16 protein-coding genes are annotated in these 15,099 nt (G+C 69.2%); 9 read left to right on the forward strand and 7 right to left on the reverse strand.

The features are described 5' to 3' along the window. Positions 1-76 precede the first annotated feature (76 nt). The 5 genes from VGH85_24170 to dgoD are packed head-to-tail and all read left to right on the forward strand — an operon-like array spanning position 77 to position 4,383. Positions 77-1,210: an anion permease gene (locus VGH85_24170; protein ID HEY2176917.1), complete on the forward strand. Its 1,134-nt coding sequence runs from the start codon at positions 77-79 to the stop codon at positions 1,208-1,210. Beyond that, positions 1,210-1,470 (forward strand): hypothetical protein, encoded by a 261-nt coding sequence (locus tag VGH85_24175; protein ID HEY2176918.1) that lies wholly within the window; start codon positions 1,210-1,212, stop codon positions 1,468-1,470. The genes VGH85_24170 and VGH85_24175 overlap by 1 nt, the downstream gene beginning before the upstream one ends. 58 nt (positions 1,471-1,528) lie before the next feature. Further along, positions 1,529-2,032, forward strand: coding sequence for a hypothetical protein (locus tag VGH85_24180; GenBank protein HEY2176919.1), 504 nt, complete (start codon positions 1,529-1,531; stop codon positions 2,030-2,032). A 41-nt stretch (positions 2,033-2,073) separates the two neighbouring features. Further along, complete coding sequence (locus tag VGH85_24185) at positions 2,074-3,195, forward strand: alkene reductase (protein HEY2176920.1); 1,122 nt, start codon at positions 2,074-2,076, stop codon at positions 3,193-3,195. A gap of 48 nt (positions 3,196-3,243) precedes the next feature. Further along, the gene (gene dgoD / locus VGH85_24190; protein ID HEY2176921.1) at positions 3,244-4,383 is read left to right on the forward strand and encodes a galactonate dehydratase; all 1,140 of its coding nucleotides are present in this window, start codon (positions 3,244-3,246) and stop codon (positions 4,381-4,383) included. Here dgoD and VGH85_24195 read toward each other — a convergent pair. After that, on the reverse strand, positions 4,377-5,891 hold the full coding sequence (locus tag VGH85_24195) for an ankyrin repeat domain-containing protein (GenBank protein HEY2176922.1): 1,515 nt from the start codon (positions 5,889-5,891) through the stop codon (positions 4,377-4,379). The two genes, dgoD and VGH85_24195, sit on opposite strands and share 7 nt — an antisense overlap. 238 nt (positions 5,892-6,129) lie before the next feature. Between VGH85_24195 and VGH85_24200 the strand changes: the two genes are divergently transcribed. Next, positions 6,130-6,981: an SDR family oxidoreductase gene (locus VGH85_24200; protein ID HEY2176923.1), complete on the forward strand. Its 852-nt coding sequence runs from the start codon at positions 6,130-6,132 to the stop codon at positions 6,979-6,981. On the opposite strand, the gene VGH85_24205 is transcribed toward VGH85_24200, so the two are convergent. The 4 genes from VGH85_24205 to efeU all read right to left on the reverse strand — a co-directional run bounded on the left by VGH85_24205 (position 6,978) and on the right by efeU (position 11,358). Then, a complete protein-coding gene (locus VGH85_24205) occupies positions 6,978-8,000 on the reverse strand; it encodes a Gfo/Idh/MocA family oxidoreductase (GenBank protein ID HEY2176924.1) in 1,023 nt (340 codons plus the stop codon). The genes VGH85_24200 and VGH85_24205 overlap by 4 nt on opposite strands. Positions 8,001-8,086: 86 nt before the next feature. Continuing rightward, entirely contained in the window at positions 8,087-9,346 is a 1,260-nt protein-coding gene (efeB, locus tag VGH85_24210) for an iron uptake transporter deferrochelatase/peroxidase subunit (GenBank protein HEY2176925.1), read from the reverse strand. A 30-nt stretch (positions 9,347-9,376) separates the two neighbouring features. Beyond that, entirely contained in the window at positions 9,377-10,513 is a 1,137-nt protein-coding gene (gene efeO, locus VGH85_24215; protein ID HEY2176926.1) for an iron uptake system protein EfeO, read from the reverse strand. Beyond that, positions 10,510-11,358: an iron uptake transporter permease EfeU gene (gene efeU, locus VGH85_24220; GenBank protein ID HEY2176927.1), complete on the reverse strand. Its 849-nt coding sequence runs from the start codon at positions 11,356-11,358 to the stop codon at positions 10,510-10,512. Before efeU ends, efeO begins: the two co-directional genes overlap by 4 nt. Positions 11,359-11,449: 91 nt before the next feature. Between efeU and VGH85_24225 the strand changes: the two genes are divergently transcribed. Both VGH85_24225 and VGH85_24230 read left to right on the forward strand, forming a co-directional pair. Continuing rightward, the gene (locus VGH85_24225; GenBank protein ID HEY2176928.1) at positions 11,450-12,382 is read left to right on the forward strand and encodes a nucleoside hydrolase; all 933 of its coding nucleotides are present in this window, start codon (positions 11,450-11,452) and stop codon (positions 12,380-12,382) included. 2 nt (positions 12,383-12,384) lie between these two features. Continuing rightward, positions 12,385-13,542: a low temperature requirement protein A gene (locus VGH85_24230; GenBank protein HEY2176929.1), complete on the forward strand. Its 1,158-nt coding sequence runs from the start codon at positions 12,385-12,387 to the stop codon at positions 13,540-13,542. On the opposite strand, the gene VGH85_24235 is transcribed toward VGH85_24230, so the two are convergent. Both VGH85_24235 and VGH85_24240 read right to left on the reverse strand, forming a co-directional pair. Next, positions 13,505-14,101, reverse strand: a complete 597-nt coding sequence (locus VGH85_24235; GenBank protein HEY2176930.1) for a GNAT family protein — start codon at positions 14,099-14,101, stop codon at positions 13,505-13,507. The two genes, VGH85_24230 and VGH85_24235, sit on opposite strands and share 38 nt — an antisense overlap. Positions 14,102-14,183: 82 nt before the next feature. Next, positions 14,184-14,831, reverse strand: coding sequence for a helix-turn-helix domain-containing protein (locus VGH85_24240; GenBank protein HEY2176931.1), 648 nt, complete (start codon positions 14,829-14,831; stop codon positions 14,184-14,186). Positions 14,832-14,882: 51 nt separating this feature from the next. Between VGH85_24240 and VGH85_24245 the strand changes: the two genes are divergently transcribed. After that, on the forward strand, positions 14,883-15,099 hold a 217-nt coding region (locus tag VGH85_24245; GenBank protein ID HEY2176932.1), incomplete at its 3' end, for a VOC family protein.

Genomic DNA, 15,099 nt, shown 5'->3' on the forward strand with positions numbered 1-15,099 from the left:
AGTCGGAATCCTGCCGGCCGGGTCGGGGCTCTGGTACCACGAGTGAGTGACTGGATCGAATGCCTTCATCCTGGTGATGGTGGTCATCGTCGGATTGGGCTTCGACTTCACGAACGGTTTTCATGACTCGGCGAATGCGATGGCGACGTCGATCGCGACGGGCGCCCTGAAGCCGAAGGTCGCGGTCGCCATTTCCGCACTCGCGAATCTGGTCGGGGCATTCCTGTCGCTCGCGGTCGCGGCCACCATCGCCAAGGGCATCGTCACTCAGACCGACGTCACGATCACGGTCGTCTTCGCGGGCCTGGCCGGCGGCGTCGCATGGAATGTCACGACGTGGTACCTGGGTATCCCGTCGAGCTCGTCGCATGCCCTGATCGGCGGGGTCATCGGCGCCACCATCGTCCACGCCGGCGCCAACGCCGTGATCTGGCACGGGGTCGCGTCGAAGGTGTTCATCCCGGCGGTCTTCGCCCCGATCATCGCCGGGTTCGTCACCGCGGCCGCGACGTGGTTCGCCTACCGGGTCACCCGCAAGACCAAGCGCGGGGTGCGCGCGGCCGGCTTCCGCTGGGGGCAGGTCGGCACCGCGACCCTGGTCTCGCTGGCGCACGGCACCAACGACGCGCAGAAGACCATGGGTGTACTGACCTTGGCACTGGTCGCCAACGGCAGCATCTCCAAGACCGCGACCACGCCGGACTGGGTCATCATCGCCTGCGCACTGGCGATCTCGATGGGCACCTACGTCGGCGGCTGGCGGATCATCCGCACGCTGGGTAAGGGATTGATCGAGATCGAGGGTCCGCAGGGGTTCGCCTCTCAGGCCACGTCGGCTGCTGTCATCCTGTCCTCGACCCATTTCGGAATTCCGCTGTCGACGACGCAGGTGTGTAGCGGCTCGGTGGTCGGTGCCGGCCTCGGTCGGGCCCAGCCGGTGCGCTGGGTCGTGTTCGGGCGGATGGTGGTGACCTGGGTGGTGACCCTGCCGGCCGCCGGGGCGGTCGGCGCCCTTACCTTCGCCGTCGTCAATGGTATCGGCGGGGACCTGGGCGTGATCTTGATGGCGCTGGTGTTGGCGGCCTATTGCGGCGGCGTCTACGCACTGTCCCGCCGAACAACGGTCAACGCCACAAATGTCAACGACGCCTGGGACGAGAAGGGCGGGACGTCACACGAGCCCGCCGGCGCCAGGGTGGTGAGTAGCTGATGGTTGTGCTTGCCGACTCGTACGTCGACTGGGCGTCGATGTGGAAGATCCTGGTGATCAGCGTCGCGGCGGGGGCCGGCCTGGTGACGATCTATTCGATCGGCCTGCTCGCCTTGTCGGCGTCGGGGTACCTCCGGCGCGGCGACGAAGAGGCCTCAGCCCGGCGCAATGTCACGGCGCTGGTCGCGGCCGCGATCTGCCTTCTCGTGGTGGCCGCCGGCGCCGTCTACGGTATCCGGGTGATCCTTACCAAGGGCTAGCCGCCAGCCTGTCCGGACTCGCGGTGGCGGTCGATCTACGTCGGGGAGAGGAGCAGCCATGACCAGCTGGCATAACAGCCTGGGTGAGGACGGCCAGCGCCTCACCATTCTCAGCGTCCTGCCCCGTAGTCCCCTCACCCCCGAAGAGATCCAGGCCGCCAGCGAACTGTCCCTCGGCCAGGCGATCGACGAACTGTTCCGGATCGCCGGCGAGGACGCACGAGCGCGCGTCATCACCCTCGATGTGACGTGGCAGGGCGAGGAACCCGTTTTCCTCGCCGAGGAGGAGGTGTCGCTGCGTGATCTGGCCGATCGGCTGTACGGGTCGTTCGGCGACGACGGTCAGTCGAGTACCGTGCTACGGGTGCTGGGACCCGACGACGACCCGCTCGGCTGGCTGACAACGGCCGGGGCGGGCACCGCGGAGGACGACACCGGTCGCGGCCCACTGGCCGCGCTCCTCCGCTTCCGCGAAGCGGTCCACCGCCTCTTCGGCGGTTCGGCCGAGGAAGGCATCCCGCCGACAATCCTCAGCTTGCTGATCGGTCCGACCCGGCATTGAGGCTTGCACCTGACACCGATGTCAGGTTTTAACCTCACCGCATGGCTGCCCACGCTGACTATCCGCACCTCCTCGCCCCGCTCAGTCACCCCGGGCTCAGCGCGGCCCATCGGGTGGTCATGGCGCCGATGACCAGGTTCCGGGCCGACGATGAGGGCGTCCCGTTGCCCGGCGTCGCGCGGTACTACGCCCAGCGCGCCGGCGCCGCGCTCATCGTCACCGAGGGGATCTGGCCGAGCACCCGCGGGCAGTCCGACCGGCACATGCCGGGACTCGCGACCGCGCAGCAGGTCGACGCCTGGGGCGCGGTGACCGGCGCCGTCCACGCCGAGGGCGGCACGATCTTCGCGCAGCTCATGCATTCCGGGCGCTCCTCGCATCCGGACAACCGGCTGGACGGCTCGGTGCCGCTGGCGCCGTCCGCGGTCGCGCCGCCCGGCCTGCTGCACGTCGGTGCGACCAAGCGGCCCTACCCGATTCCCCGCGCGATGTCTTACGACGACATCGCACAGGCTGTCGACGACCACGTACGGGCAGCCCGCAACGCAATGTCCGCAGGCTTCGACGGCGTCGAGTTGCACGGTGCCAACGGCTACCTGATCCACCAGTTCTTGAGCGACAACACCAACCTGCGGGACGACGCGTACGGCGGATCGCCCGCCGGTCGGATCGCCTATCCCGTCGAGGTGACGCGTGCCGTGGTCGAGGCGATCGGGGCAACCAGGGTGGGCATCAGGCTGTCGCCCGGCAATCCGATCAACGGGCACGTCGAGGCTGACCCGGGTGCCGTCTACCGGCTCCTTGTGTCCGCTCTCTCGACCCTCGGCCTGCGTTACCTGCATCTGACCGACAACACGCGATACCCGGCACTCGCCGACCTCCGGCCGTTCTTCTCCGGCCTGCTCATCGGCAACACCGGCTTCGGACACACGACGACGGCCGAGGCCGGGGAGGCGCTCATCCGGGACGGACTCGCCGACCTGGTGTCGTTCGGCCGGCTCTACATCGCCAACCCCGACCTGCCCGAGCGGCTGCGCGGCGGGTCGCCACTCGCTGATTACGACGAACGAACGCTCTACACGCAGACGGACACCGGCTACATCGACTACCCGCGCGCCTCCGCGGTCGACCCGAGGTCGGCGAGCGTGTTGATGAGTGCCTGACGGTAGGGTCGACGCCGGACCATCACCGCGAACGGAAGTGGCGCACAGATGAGGATCACGGCTGTCGAAGCGGTCCCGGTCGACCGGTATCTGCTCACCCTGGTGCACACCGACGCCGGCATCACCGGTGTCGGGGAGTCGGGGACGTGGGGCCATCTGGAGGCCTCACAGGCGGCGCTCGAGAAGTTCGGCGACTACCTGGTCGGCCAGGATCCGCACCGCATCGAGCACCACTGGAACGTGATGTACCGGTCGTCGCACTTCCGGGGTGCCGCGATCATGGGTGCCCTCTCGGCCCTCGACATCGCGCTATGGGACATCAAGGGCAAGGCGCTTGGAGTTCCCGTCTACGAGTTGCTGGGCGGCCGGGTCCGGGACAAGGCGCGGGTGTACAGCCACGTTTTCGGTTCGACGACCGAAGAGCTCGTCAATGGATGCGTCGCGGCGAAAGAAGCCGGCTTCACCGCGGTCGGGCATCTGACGCCGTTCCTCGACGTGTCGATCGACGAGCCGTACTTCGAGACCCACGCGAAGAAGATGGGTACGGCGATCGATCGGGTACGCCGCTACCGCGAGGCGGTGGGCGACGACGTCGACCTGTGCATTGAGATCCATCGCCGGCTCACTCCCGCCGAGGCCGTCGTCCTGGCGCGCGGCATCGAGCAGTACCGGCCGATGTTCTACGAAGACCCGATCCTGCCGGACAACTTCGACTCCATGGGCTGGGTCGCCGACCGCATCTCGATCCCGATCGCCACCGGCGAGCGGCTGCACACGCTGCAGGAGTTCGAGATGCTGCTGGCGCGTGGTGCGGTGCAGTACGTCCGGCCCGACGTCTGCCTCGCCGGCGGCATCACCGGCACCAAGAAGATCGCCGCCGCGGCCGAGGCGCGCGGCGTGCAGGTGGTGCCGCACAATCCGCTGTCACCGATCAGCACCGCTGCCTGCCTGCAGATCGCCGCGTGCATCCCCAACTTCGCCATCCAGGAATACCCGCTGGGTGAAGGTGTCCCGCCGAAGAGTGCGATGGTCGAGACACCTTTGGCCGTGAAGGACGGGTTCCTGCTCATCCCGGAAACACCAGGCATCGGTATCGAGTTCTCCGCCGACTCCGCGCAGAAGCACCCGCCGGTGCCGCGTCCGATCGGCACCCGGCTGCACGAGGACGGCTCGGTCGTCGATCAGTAGTCGCTTTCGGCGGTGACCGGCTCGAGCAGGTCCGCGACTTCCCCGTGGTCGAGGTGACGGGCCCAGCCCAGCGGCGTGGAGTCGAAGCGTTCGTCGTGGATGTCGGGGTCGGCGCCGAGTTGGAGAAGGGTCCGGGCCAGCTCGACGTCTCCCGACTCCGCGGCTCCGTGCAGCGCGGTGTGCCAGGGCTGCTCGACGGGTATGTCGGTTCTGCCTCGGGCATTGACGTCGAATCCGGCGGCGACGAGAAGCTCGACGGCGGGAGGGCTGCCGGACCCCGCCGCCCAGACCACCAACGCCGGGCGGGCCGCACGGGCGGCCGCGGCCACACCGGGGTGTGCCGCCTGCACCCGGTCGAGACCCGTGCGGTCGGCGGCCAGCGCGGCGGCGATGAAGGCGTCGACCGGCTCGAGGGCCGGGGCCGGCGCGCCGTGGGCGACGAGATCATCGACCAGCGCGGTGTGACCGGACGTGGCCGCGAGCGCGGGGGCGGTGATGCCGTCGGCGAAGGGTGCGGCGGCGTCGACACCGTGGTCGAGCAGCAGCCTCATCCGCTCGGCCATTCCGTGGCTGACCGCCCAGCGCAGCTGACCACGCACCATCTGCTCAGGGGTGTCGATGGCGGCACCGAGCCGCCGGTGCCAGGGTCCACCTGCACCGGTGCCGAGGCCGAACTCGAAGAGCAGTTCGAGGTGGTCGTTGTCCCTACCGAAAATGCGGTTGTAGAGCGCCTGCCCGTCGTTGGGATCGGCTCCCGCGTCGAGAACCAGCCGCGCCAGGTCGAGCGAGTGCGGGTGACGGGGCTGGCGGACGGGACCCAGCTCGCCTTCGCCGAACACCCCGGTCAGCACGGTGAACGGACTCGGCATCCCGTGCCAGAGGTAACCGGCGTCGACGTCGGCGCCGGCGTCGAGCAGAAGGCGGGCCGCGGCCAGGACCGCGTCGCGGGCGATATCCGGGTCGTGGCGGGCGTAGGCGAGGTAGAGCAGCGGCGTCCACCGGTACGGGCCGCCTTCGCGCATTGCTACGTCCGGGTCGTTGGCGAGCAGGCGCCCGACGGCGTCGACGTCGGCGGCGGCGGCCGCCACGAAGATGTTGTCGTCGGTAAGCTCCGGCCGCTCCGACAGCAGGTCGCGGGCTCGGCGCCGAGGCTCGGGCCGGTCGTCGTCTCCGTACGTCAGACATGCGAGTCGGAGGAACTCGTCGGCGAGCCGCCCCGGCACAGCGTTCTGCGCCAGCTCGGCCGGATAGCGGCTGTACCGCTCGACCACCTCGACGTAGCGCTTCAGCGGGGTCCAGCTGGAGAACCCGTAGCGGCGGGCGACGACGAGCCGGGCATCGCTCAGCGAGAAGCCGCGGGAACCGTCGGATCCGAGCCCGACGGGATGATGTTCGGCGACTTCCGCGAGCGCCTCAGGAAGGTCGGCCCGCACCGATCGGTGTAGATCCTTGGCCTGGTTACGAAGCTGCTCGAGATTCGGGCGGTCGGGCAGGGGGACGGTCGGCATCGCTACTCCTCTCGTGTGCCTGCGGTCCGCATCGCCAGGCCGAAAGGAGGGAACATCGGTCGTCGCGTCGATCGCCTTCTCAGGTGGGCTCTGCCCTGTCCGCGGACCGGAGGCCCCCTGCGGGCCTTGCCGGACAGTAGCCTGGTCCCGGCCCGGCCGCCAGTGACAGCTAATCCGCCGTACTGGTGGATTCGGTGCTGACCTGGCACGGGTTAAACGACCGAGAGGCGCGGGTACGGTGCAGCGATTCGAGGATCGGGTTGCGGTGGTCACCGGTGGTGGCCGGGGAATCGGGCGGGCGATCGCGCTGCGCCTCGGCACGGAGGGCGCGGCGGTGCTCGTGGCCGACCTCGATCCGGCGAGCGCGGACGAGGCGGCGCGGTCGGTCGTGCAGGCCGGCGGGCGGGCCGTCGGAGTGGAGTGCGACGTCACCGACCGGAAGGCGGTCGACGCGGCGATGGCAACAGCCGTAGAGAGCTTTGGCGGAGTGGATGTTCTCGTCGCCAACGTCGGGATCGGCTCTGGGACGTCGTTCGAGGACATCGACGACTCGACGTGGGCGCATGACGCCGTTCCGACGCTGCACGGCACGGTCTTGAGCATCCAGGCCGCCCTTCCCCACCTGATGACGTCACCGGCCGCCTCGGTCGTCATGATCGGCTCGGTCAACGGGCTCGCCGCATCCGGTGACCTCGTCTACTCCACCGCGAAGGCGGCGCTGCCGGTGCTCGCGCAGAACCTGTCGGTCCTCTACGGCGGCCGACGGATCGCCCAGCGCGACCCGGCGGCCAACCCGGTGCGCTTCAACGTCGTCGCTCCAGGAACCATCCGCACCCGAGTCTGGGATGACCAACCGGAATCGCTCGCCGCCCTCACCACGCTCTATCCCGCCGGCCGGGTCGGCCGGCCGGAAGACATCGCCGCGGCGGTCGCCTTCCTCGCCTCCGACGACGCAGCCTGGATCACCGGAATCGTGCTTCCCGTCGACGGCGGACTACTGACCGGGCCGTCGCTTGCGATGTTCAACGCCTTCGACGCGCTCACCGGTACGACGCAACCCGATGACGCGTCACCCCCAAGATCCGACTAGAGCAACCCGTCCATCTCGACCGGCTGGCCGGACTCCAATGACGCCAGCGCAGCATGGATCATCGCGACCACCGCGAGACCGTCCTGGAACGTGCACTCCGGCGGAATGCCCGCTCTGACGCAGTCGACGAAGTGCCGCATGGGCGCGTACAGGAAGTGGTTGAGCTTGCCGTAGCGGTCCCGCTGCCCGACCGGCACCCAGGGGTAGGAGAACTTGTCGGTGGCGAAGGAGATCCCCGAGTAGTCCTGGTCGTAGTCAACCTTGCCCTTGTCGCCGTAGAGCGACATGTGACAGTCCAGCACACTGGGGTTGGAGTTCGGGATGATCCACGACGTCTCGAAGGTGATGGTGCAGGTGTCGAAGTCGACGACTGTCTGCATGGCATCCCAGGTGTCCACACCCTTGGCCTCGAGCACCCCGCGGTGGCCGGTGGCGTAGACCCGCCGCGGTTCCTGGTCGATGATCCACCGCATCAGGTCCATGGTGTGCGGGTACAGGAACCAGTGCGGACCCGATCGGCCTGCCCAACGCAGCCAGTTCTCGGCGACGGTGATGGCGTCGCTCAGCCGGATGTAGCCCATCACCGGCTCGCCGAGATCACCGCGCTCGACCGCCTCCTTGACCATGCACCATTGCGGATCCCAGCGGAGGTGGAAGTCGACCATGGCGACGGACCCGCTTGCGTCGGCCAGGCCGGCCAGCTGCTTCGCCTCGGTGAGGTCGGTGGTGAGCGGCTTCTCGACGAGCACGTGCTTCCCGGCCTTCAGTAACGTGCTCACCGGAGCGAAGTGCGCGTAGTCAGGGGTCGCCACACTGAATGCGGTCACATCGCTGCTCGCGAGCTGGCCGACATCGGTCGTCCAATCGCAGTGGTACTTCTCCGCCGTTTCCTTGGCGAGCTGCTCGTCAAGGTCACAGACGACCGACAGCTCCGCGTGGTCGTAGTCGTCGTAGACGAGCGGGTGGTTCTGACCCCACATGCCGAGGCCGACCACGCCGACCTTCACCCGGTCAGGCACTCTTCCTCCCAGAAGCGTCCGATGCCGAAACTGACAATCTCCTCCTCCGTCGCGGCTACGGCAATCGTCGGGGGCAAGTTGGGCCGTCAGGCAAAGAGCGACCGGCCCCAGAAGTCGTTCTTGTCGCGCACGCCGGGCGGACAGGCGAAGACAGCACTTCCGGTGTGACTGATGTATTCGTTCAACGCGTCGTGGACGCCGAGCCGCCGCTGCAGCGCGACGAACTGGCTCGCGGGATCCTTCTGGTAGGCGATGAAGAAGAGGCCGGCGTCGAGGTCGCCCGTCGCCGGATCGGTGCCATCGGTGTAGGAGTAGCCGCGCCGGAGGATCTGCAGCCCGCCGTTGGTCTCCCGGCTGGCGAGCCGGATGTGGGCATCCACCGGTATCACCGGCTCGCCCGCCGAATCCTTGGCAGCCAGGTCCGGGACATCCGTCTCGGCGCGCCCGGTGAGCGGCGCCCCGTCCCCCTTCTTCCGGCCGAACACGTTCTCCTGATCGGCCAGATAGTCGCGGTCCCACGCCTCGATCTGCATCCGGATCCGGCGGGTCACCAGATAGGAGCCGCCGCGCAGCCATGACTGGTCGCTGTCCCGCCCCACCCACACGTGGGAGTTCATCGCGGCGGTGTCCTCGCCGCGGATGTTGCGGGTGCCGTCCTTGAAGCCCATGAGGTTTCGCGGAGTCGCCTGCGACCTGCTGGTCGTCGACGTACGGCCGAAACCGAGCTGCGACCAGCGCATGCTCGCGGTGCCGCTGGCCAGCCGGGACAGGTTCCGGATGACGTGAAAGGCCACCTGCGGGTCGTTGGCGCACGCCTGTACGCCGAGGTCGCCGCCGCACCGTGTCGGGTCGAGCTGATCACCGGGCAGGGCCGGAAGTCCGGTCAGCGCGGCCGGTTTCCGGGCGCCCAGGCCGAAGCGGTGGTCGAACATCGTCGGACCGAAGCCGACGGTGACCGTGAGCGCCGACGCCGGCAGACCGACCGCCTCGCCGGTGTCGGCCGGTGGCGCCTGCGCATCGGTCGAACTACCGGGAACCTGCTGACCCGCGGTCATCGCCACCGCCGCGGCGGTCCAGGTGTGTAGTAAGTCGACCAGGTCGGTCCGGCTGGAGGTGGTCAGGTCGAATGCCGCGAACGCCAGCCGGTCCTGCGCCGGCGTACCGATCCCGGCCTGATGGTCGCCGTGGAACGACACCGCGGCCGCGGCCGGCGGTGCACCGCCGGTCGTCGCTTCGGAGTCCGAACACCCCGCCGCGGCGCCGGCCGCCACACCGGCACCAGCCAGGCCGAGGCCACCGAGAAACCCGCGCCTCGACATTCCTGCGGGGCACGTCTGCCTACCCACCGTGGGTCGTCATCCTCTCGGTCTCTGCGGTCACACGATCGCCGGCGCGACCTTGCTGAGCGATTCGGCCAGCGCGTTGACGACGGTCGTCAGGTGCCGGCGGTCCGGCGCACCGACCGTGGCGTAGTTGACGAAGCCGTGGGCGGTCCGGTACTTGCCGAGCGCGGCGTAGACGACCGCGAACTGCCGCGTGATCGTCCCGGCCAGTTGCGGCTGCGCCTTCTTCAGAGCCGGCTCCAGCACCAGGAACGCCTTGTGCGCGCCGTCCAGGTTGGCCTCGAAGTCCCACAGGTCGGTGTGGCTATAGCGCTCCTCCTCACCGGTGATCTTGCTCTTGGCGACCTCGCCGAGCAGTTCGACCGAGCCGTTGGCGATCTGCGCCGGCTGCAGCTTCGCGGTCGCCACCTCCTGCTTCAGCGTGGCCACGTCGGTCGCGAGCTTGTTCGCGATCGGTGTCATCCCGGCGAGCGAATGATCCTGCCAGAGCGCCTTTTCGATGCGGTGGAAGCCGGTCCAATGCGCGGGATCGGCGACGTCGTTGATCCTCGCGTCGATCGCCGGGTCGAGGCCGCCGAAGCTCTCAGCGACCGGCTCGACCGCCTCGTAGTAGGCGCGGCTCGGGGCATAGAGCGCCTTGGCCCGCGCCACGTTGCCGGACTTGACCGCAGCCACGAACGCGTCGGTCGCGGGAACGAGCTTGTCGACCTCGGCGACGACGTAGCGCTGGTAAGACCCCACTGCGGCGGTCAGCTCCGGCTTGGAGTCGTCGGCGCGCTTCGCCCCGGACACGGTGAGAGTGGCGTGGTCGGTGGCGGCGTTGGGACAGTTCACGATGTAGCGGCCCGCGTCGAGACGCAGGCTGAAGCTCCCGGAGAGGCCCGGGGTGAGGTTTTCCTTCTCGCCCAGGATCCGGTTCTGGGCCATCACCTCGGCCTCGCTCACCTTGTTGGTGTTGTCGTTGCGGACGGTGAAGGTCAACGGACCGGCCGGCACGGTCGCCGGCTTCGGCGCGCAGCCGTCGTCGGTCAGCACGATCTCGACGTTGCCCGATCCCTTGGCCTTGGCCGAACCCGCCGCCTCGTTCTTGTGCGAGCCGCAGCCGGCCAGAGCGCCGGCGAGCATGCCGACCGCCGCCACGCCGGTCAAGGCCCGGGTCGCGCCGCTCACGCCTGCGCCGACACGGTCGGCCGCTCGCCCTTGGCGGCGGAGCTGCGGCGCTGTGGCCAGGCCACGAACAACAACATCGGCACGGCGTAGATCACCCATCCCAGGGTTTCGATGACGGTCGGATAGGCCTGAATGCCGAGTACGCCGGTGAGCAGCGACTCGACGGGTGTACCGGGCCGGACCAGCCACGACAGGTCCATCGCCCGGGACTGGCCGAACTGGATCCAGCCGGCCTCGAAGGCCGTGTGCAGCGCGGTCATCACCAGGCCGGCGGCGACGAGGACAAGGACGAGCCCGGTGATCCGGAAGAAGCGGGCCATGTTCAAGCGCACGCCACCGCGGTAGATCCCGTAGCCGATGACGACGGCGACGACGATGCCGAGTAGTGCGCCGATCGCGGCGAGCAACGCGTTGCCGCTGGCCTGAAACGTGGCGAGCAGGAAGACGGCGGTCTCGAAACCCTCCCGCAGTACCGCGAGAAATGCCATCGCGACCAATGCATTGGCCGAGCCCCGGGCGAGCGCGGCGGCCGCGGCGCCTTCCAGGTCGCCCTTCATGCTCCGGGCGTGGCCCCGCATCCAGATGATCATGAAGGTGACCATGCAGACCGCGAAGAGCCCGACGACGGTCTCGAGGCCTTCCTGCTGGGCCTGCGGGAGACTCTGCTCGACCACCTGCAGGACGACGCCGATGGCGATGCAGATCGCGACCGCGGCAGCGACCCCGACCCAGACCTGCCGCAATGCATCACGCCGACCGTGGCGGCCGAGGAAGGCCGCGATGATGCCGACGATCAGCGACGCCTCGAGCCCTTCCCGCAGTCCGATCACGAACGTGGCCAGCACCGGATCCTCCTCCGTCGCTTCAGGTTAGGGCAGCCTAACCTAAAGGTCCCCGGGCCTGTCCAGTCCCCCGCCCGGCCGACATGCTGAGCGCATGCAGATCCATCTCGACACCGATCTCGGCGGCGACACCGACGACACGTGCGCCCTCGCCATGCTGCTCGGGTGGCCGGATGTCGACGTCGTGGGCATCACCACCACGATCGATCCGGGTGGCCGTCGGGCCGGGTATGTCCGGCACTGTCTCGACCTGGCCGGCCGGAGCGACATCCCGGTGGTGGCCGGCGCCGAGGTCTCGCTCAGCACGCTCCGCACCGCCGACCCGATCATCGATGACGACCGCTACTGGCCGACGGGCATCGCTGCGTATCCGGCGCCGCCGGGTGCCGCGCTCGACCTGCTGGCCGCCGACATCGACGCCGGGGCGACCGTGGTCGCCATCGGTCCCTACACCAACCTCGCGCTGCTCGAGGTGGCGCGACCGGGCAGCCTCGCCCGAAATCGCGTCGTGGCCATGGGCGGGTGGATCCGTCCGCCGGCCGACGGGCTGCCCGCCTGGGGTCCGGACATGGACTGGAACGTGCAGTGGGACACCCGGGCCGCACAGATCGTCGCGGCCACCGCGTCACTCACGCTGGCCACCCTGCCCGCGACGATGCACGGTCAGGTGCGAGCGGCCGATCTGCCGAGGCTCCGAGCGTGCGGTCCGCTCGGTGAGCTCGTCGCCCGGCAGTGCGCGGCGCACGGCGCCGACTACGCGATGGGCGACATGGGCAAGGCCCACACGGGTCTGGCCGACGACCTGCTGAACTTCCAGTACGACCCCGTCGCGTGCGCGGTGGCGCTCGGCTGGCCCGGAGCCGTGCTCGACGACATGCACCTGCGCACCATCGTCGACAACGGCCAGCTGCGATTCGAACAGGATCCCGGCGGACGTCCCACCCGGGTTCTGGTCGACGTCGACGGCGCGGCCCTCAACGAGGTCTGGCTCACCGCCGTCGAGCGCGCCGCTCGCCGCGGGGCGTAGGCATGCTGGCCGCGAACCTGCTCCGACGCGACGGCGAGGAAACCCGGGTCACGAACATCGAGCTGTTCTTCGATCTCGTCTACGTCTTCGCGGTGACCCAGCTCTCCCACCAACTGGTGACCCGGGCGACCGTCGTCGGCGCCTTTCAGACGCTGTTGCTGCTCGCAATGGTCTGGTTGGTGTGGGTCTACACGACCTGGGTGACGAATTGGCTCGACCCACAACGGATACCCGTGCGGTTGATGCTGTTGGTGTTGATGTTCGCCGGCCTGGTGTTGTCCGCCGGGATCCCGCACGCGTTCGGCGATCGCGGACTGTGGATCGGCGGGGCGTACGCCGTCATGCAGATCGGGCGCAGCGTGTTCACCGTCGCCGGGCTGACCGATGAACGGTTGCGGCTCAACTTCGAGCGAATCCTCGTCTGGTGCGTGCTCAGCGGGGCACTCGCCGTGGCCGGAGGATTCGCCCACGGCGGCGCGCGGGCGGCGTTCTGGGTCGCGGCCGTGGCCATCGATCTGGTCGGCGGCGCGGTCGGCTTCTACACCCCGGGACTCGGCCGTTCGACCACTGCGGACTGGACCATCTCCGGCAGCCATTTCGCCGAACGCTGCCAGGCCTTCATCCTGATCGCGCTCGGCGAGTCCGTTGTAGCGATCGGCAGCACCGTCGCACGACTACCGGACGTCACCGGCGCGGAGATCGGCGTCTTCGTCGCCGCATTCGCCGGGGTAGCCGCCTTGTGGTGGATCTACTTCGACCGCTCGGCGGAGGCCGGCGCCCAGATCGTCGCCGAGTCGTCCGACCCGGGCCGACTCGGTCGCTCGGCGTACCACCTCATCCACCCGATCATGGTCGCGGGAATCATCGTGACCGCCGCGGCCGACGAACGCGTGCTCGCCGAGCCGACGGTGACAAGCAGCGTCTCCACGGCGTACCTCGTGCTCGGCGGGACGGCCCTCTTCCTCGCGGGACATGCCGCGTTCAAGGCGACGGTCTGGCGGATCGTGCCCTGGTCGCGGCTCGCGGCGATCGCCGTCCTCGGGTTGCTCGGGATCGTCGCCACGTCGATCAGTGCACTCGCGCTCGGGGCCGCGACGTCTGCGGTCGTCGTGGCGCTTGCCGTCACCGACCGGGTGTTCCCGGCGGCGGACCCGACGTGAGCGGACGGGAGGGGTCGGGTGGCCACTCCTCGGCGAGGAGTCCGAACACCAGATCGTCGGTCCACTCGCCCTTGATCCAGGTGTGCGCACGCCGCCGGCCCTCCAAAGTGAACCCGAGCCGGCGTAGGAGCGCGGCCGACGCCACATTGCGCGCGTCGCACTCGGCCGCCAACCGCCGCAACCCACGCTCGCCGACGAGGTGGTCGATGATCCGGCCGACGGCCTCGGTGGCGTAACCGTGGCCCTGCTCGTCGGGAGCGACGGTGAATCCGAGCTCGGCCTGCATCGCGTTGTCATGCAGGCACACGCCGACGTCGCCGATCAGGCGCTGGTCGGCCGCCAGCTCGATCGCGTACTGGAACCAGCCCGGCCGCCGCGGGTTTCCGGCGGCGAAGGTCTGCGCCAGCTCGGTGGCCGCCGCGAGCGGCACCGGCGGTGTCCAGGACTGGTAGCGCGCGACGTCGGGGTGCGACCGGTAAGCGGCGAATGCGGCGGCGTCATCAGGACGGAAGCGACGCAGAACCAATCGCTCGGTCGCCAGCGGTACGTCGGCGATCATGCTCCAGATGTATCACCGGAGCGGAACTGCGACCACCACCCGTACGCCCGTTCAGCACGAGCCGTCCGCGTTTCGGGCCCGGCTAGTGCAACCCGGCGAGTCTGGTGAGGGTGTCGCGTAGCCATTCCTCGTAGGCATCGAGCGACCAGCCGAGCATGCGGGTGATCAGCAGGAAGGTCTCGGCGGCACCGATGACGCTGACGGTGTCGATGAGCCGGTCGAGATCGACCGACGGGTCGAGCAGCCCGTCGTCGGCCATCGCCGTCCAGAACACGCGCTGCGTATGGCGGCTCTGCTCCCGCCCCTGCTGCCAATAACCCTCGATGAGCGGCTCGACCGCGGCTGCCTGCTGGGCGACCGCGAACAGCGCGCCGGTGCGGGCCATGATGCCTCGGCCCATCGCCGCGCCGGCCGCGATCCGCTCCGCCGCTGTCGGCGCGCGGAGCGCCGTGGTCATCGGCTCCCGGCCAAGCACATCGACCGGCGCCGTGTCCCCGACTATCGCGACGTCGACCACCCGCTTAAACAACTCCGCCTTGGTGCCGAAGCGCACGTAGACCGTCCGGGCACCGACGTCCGCCGCCTCGGCGACGGCCGCGAGCGTCGTCGCGACATATCCGTCGGCGAGGAACAGCCCGGTCGCCGCGTCGATGATGCGGTCCTCGGTATGCGCCACCCGCGCGGCGCGACGTCGGGTGCTCTGCTCATTCCGCTTGACGTCATCCGGCACAAGATGCAGTATAACTGCAAGAGTGCAGTCTCACTGCAATCGGGGGTTGAGATGACTGACGTGTCGGACTGCCCGGCGCTGGCCGGGGTGCACCACCTGAAGCTGCCGGTGCGCGACCTGGCGAGATCACGGGAGTGGTACGAGACCCGACTCGGTTACCGCGTCACGGTCGAGTTCGTCGAGGGCGGGGTGCTGATGGGATACGTACTTCACCATCCCGCCGGCGGCCCGGACCTCGGACTGCGCCTCGACCCGCCGCGCGCGGTGG

It is taken from the genome of Mycobacteriales bacterium, assembly GCA_036497565.1.
GTDB lineage: Bacteria > Actinomycetota > Actinomycetes > Mycobacteriales > QHCD01 > DASXJE01.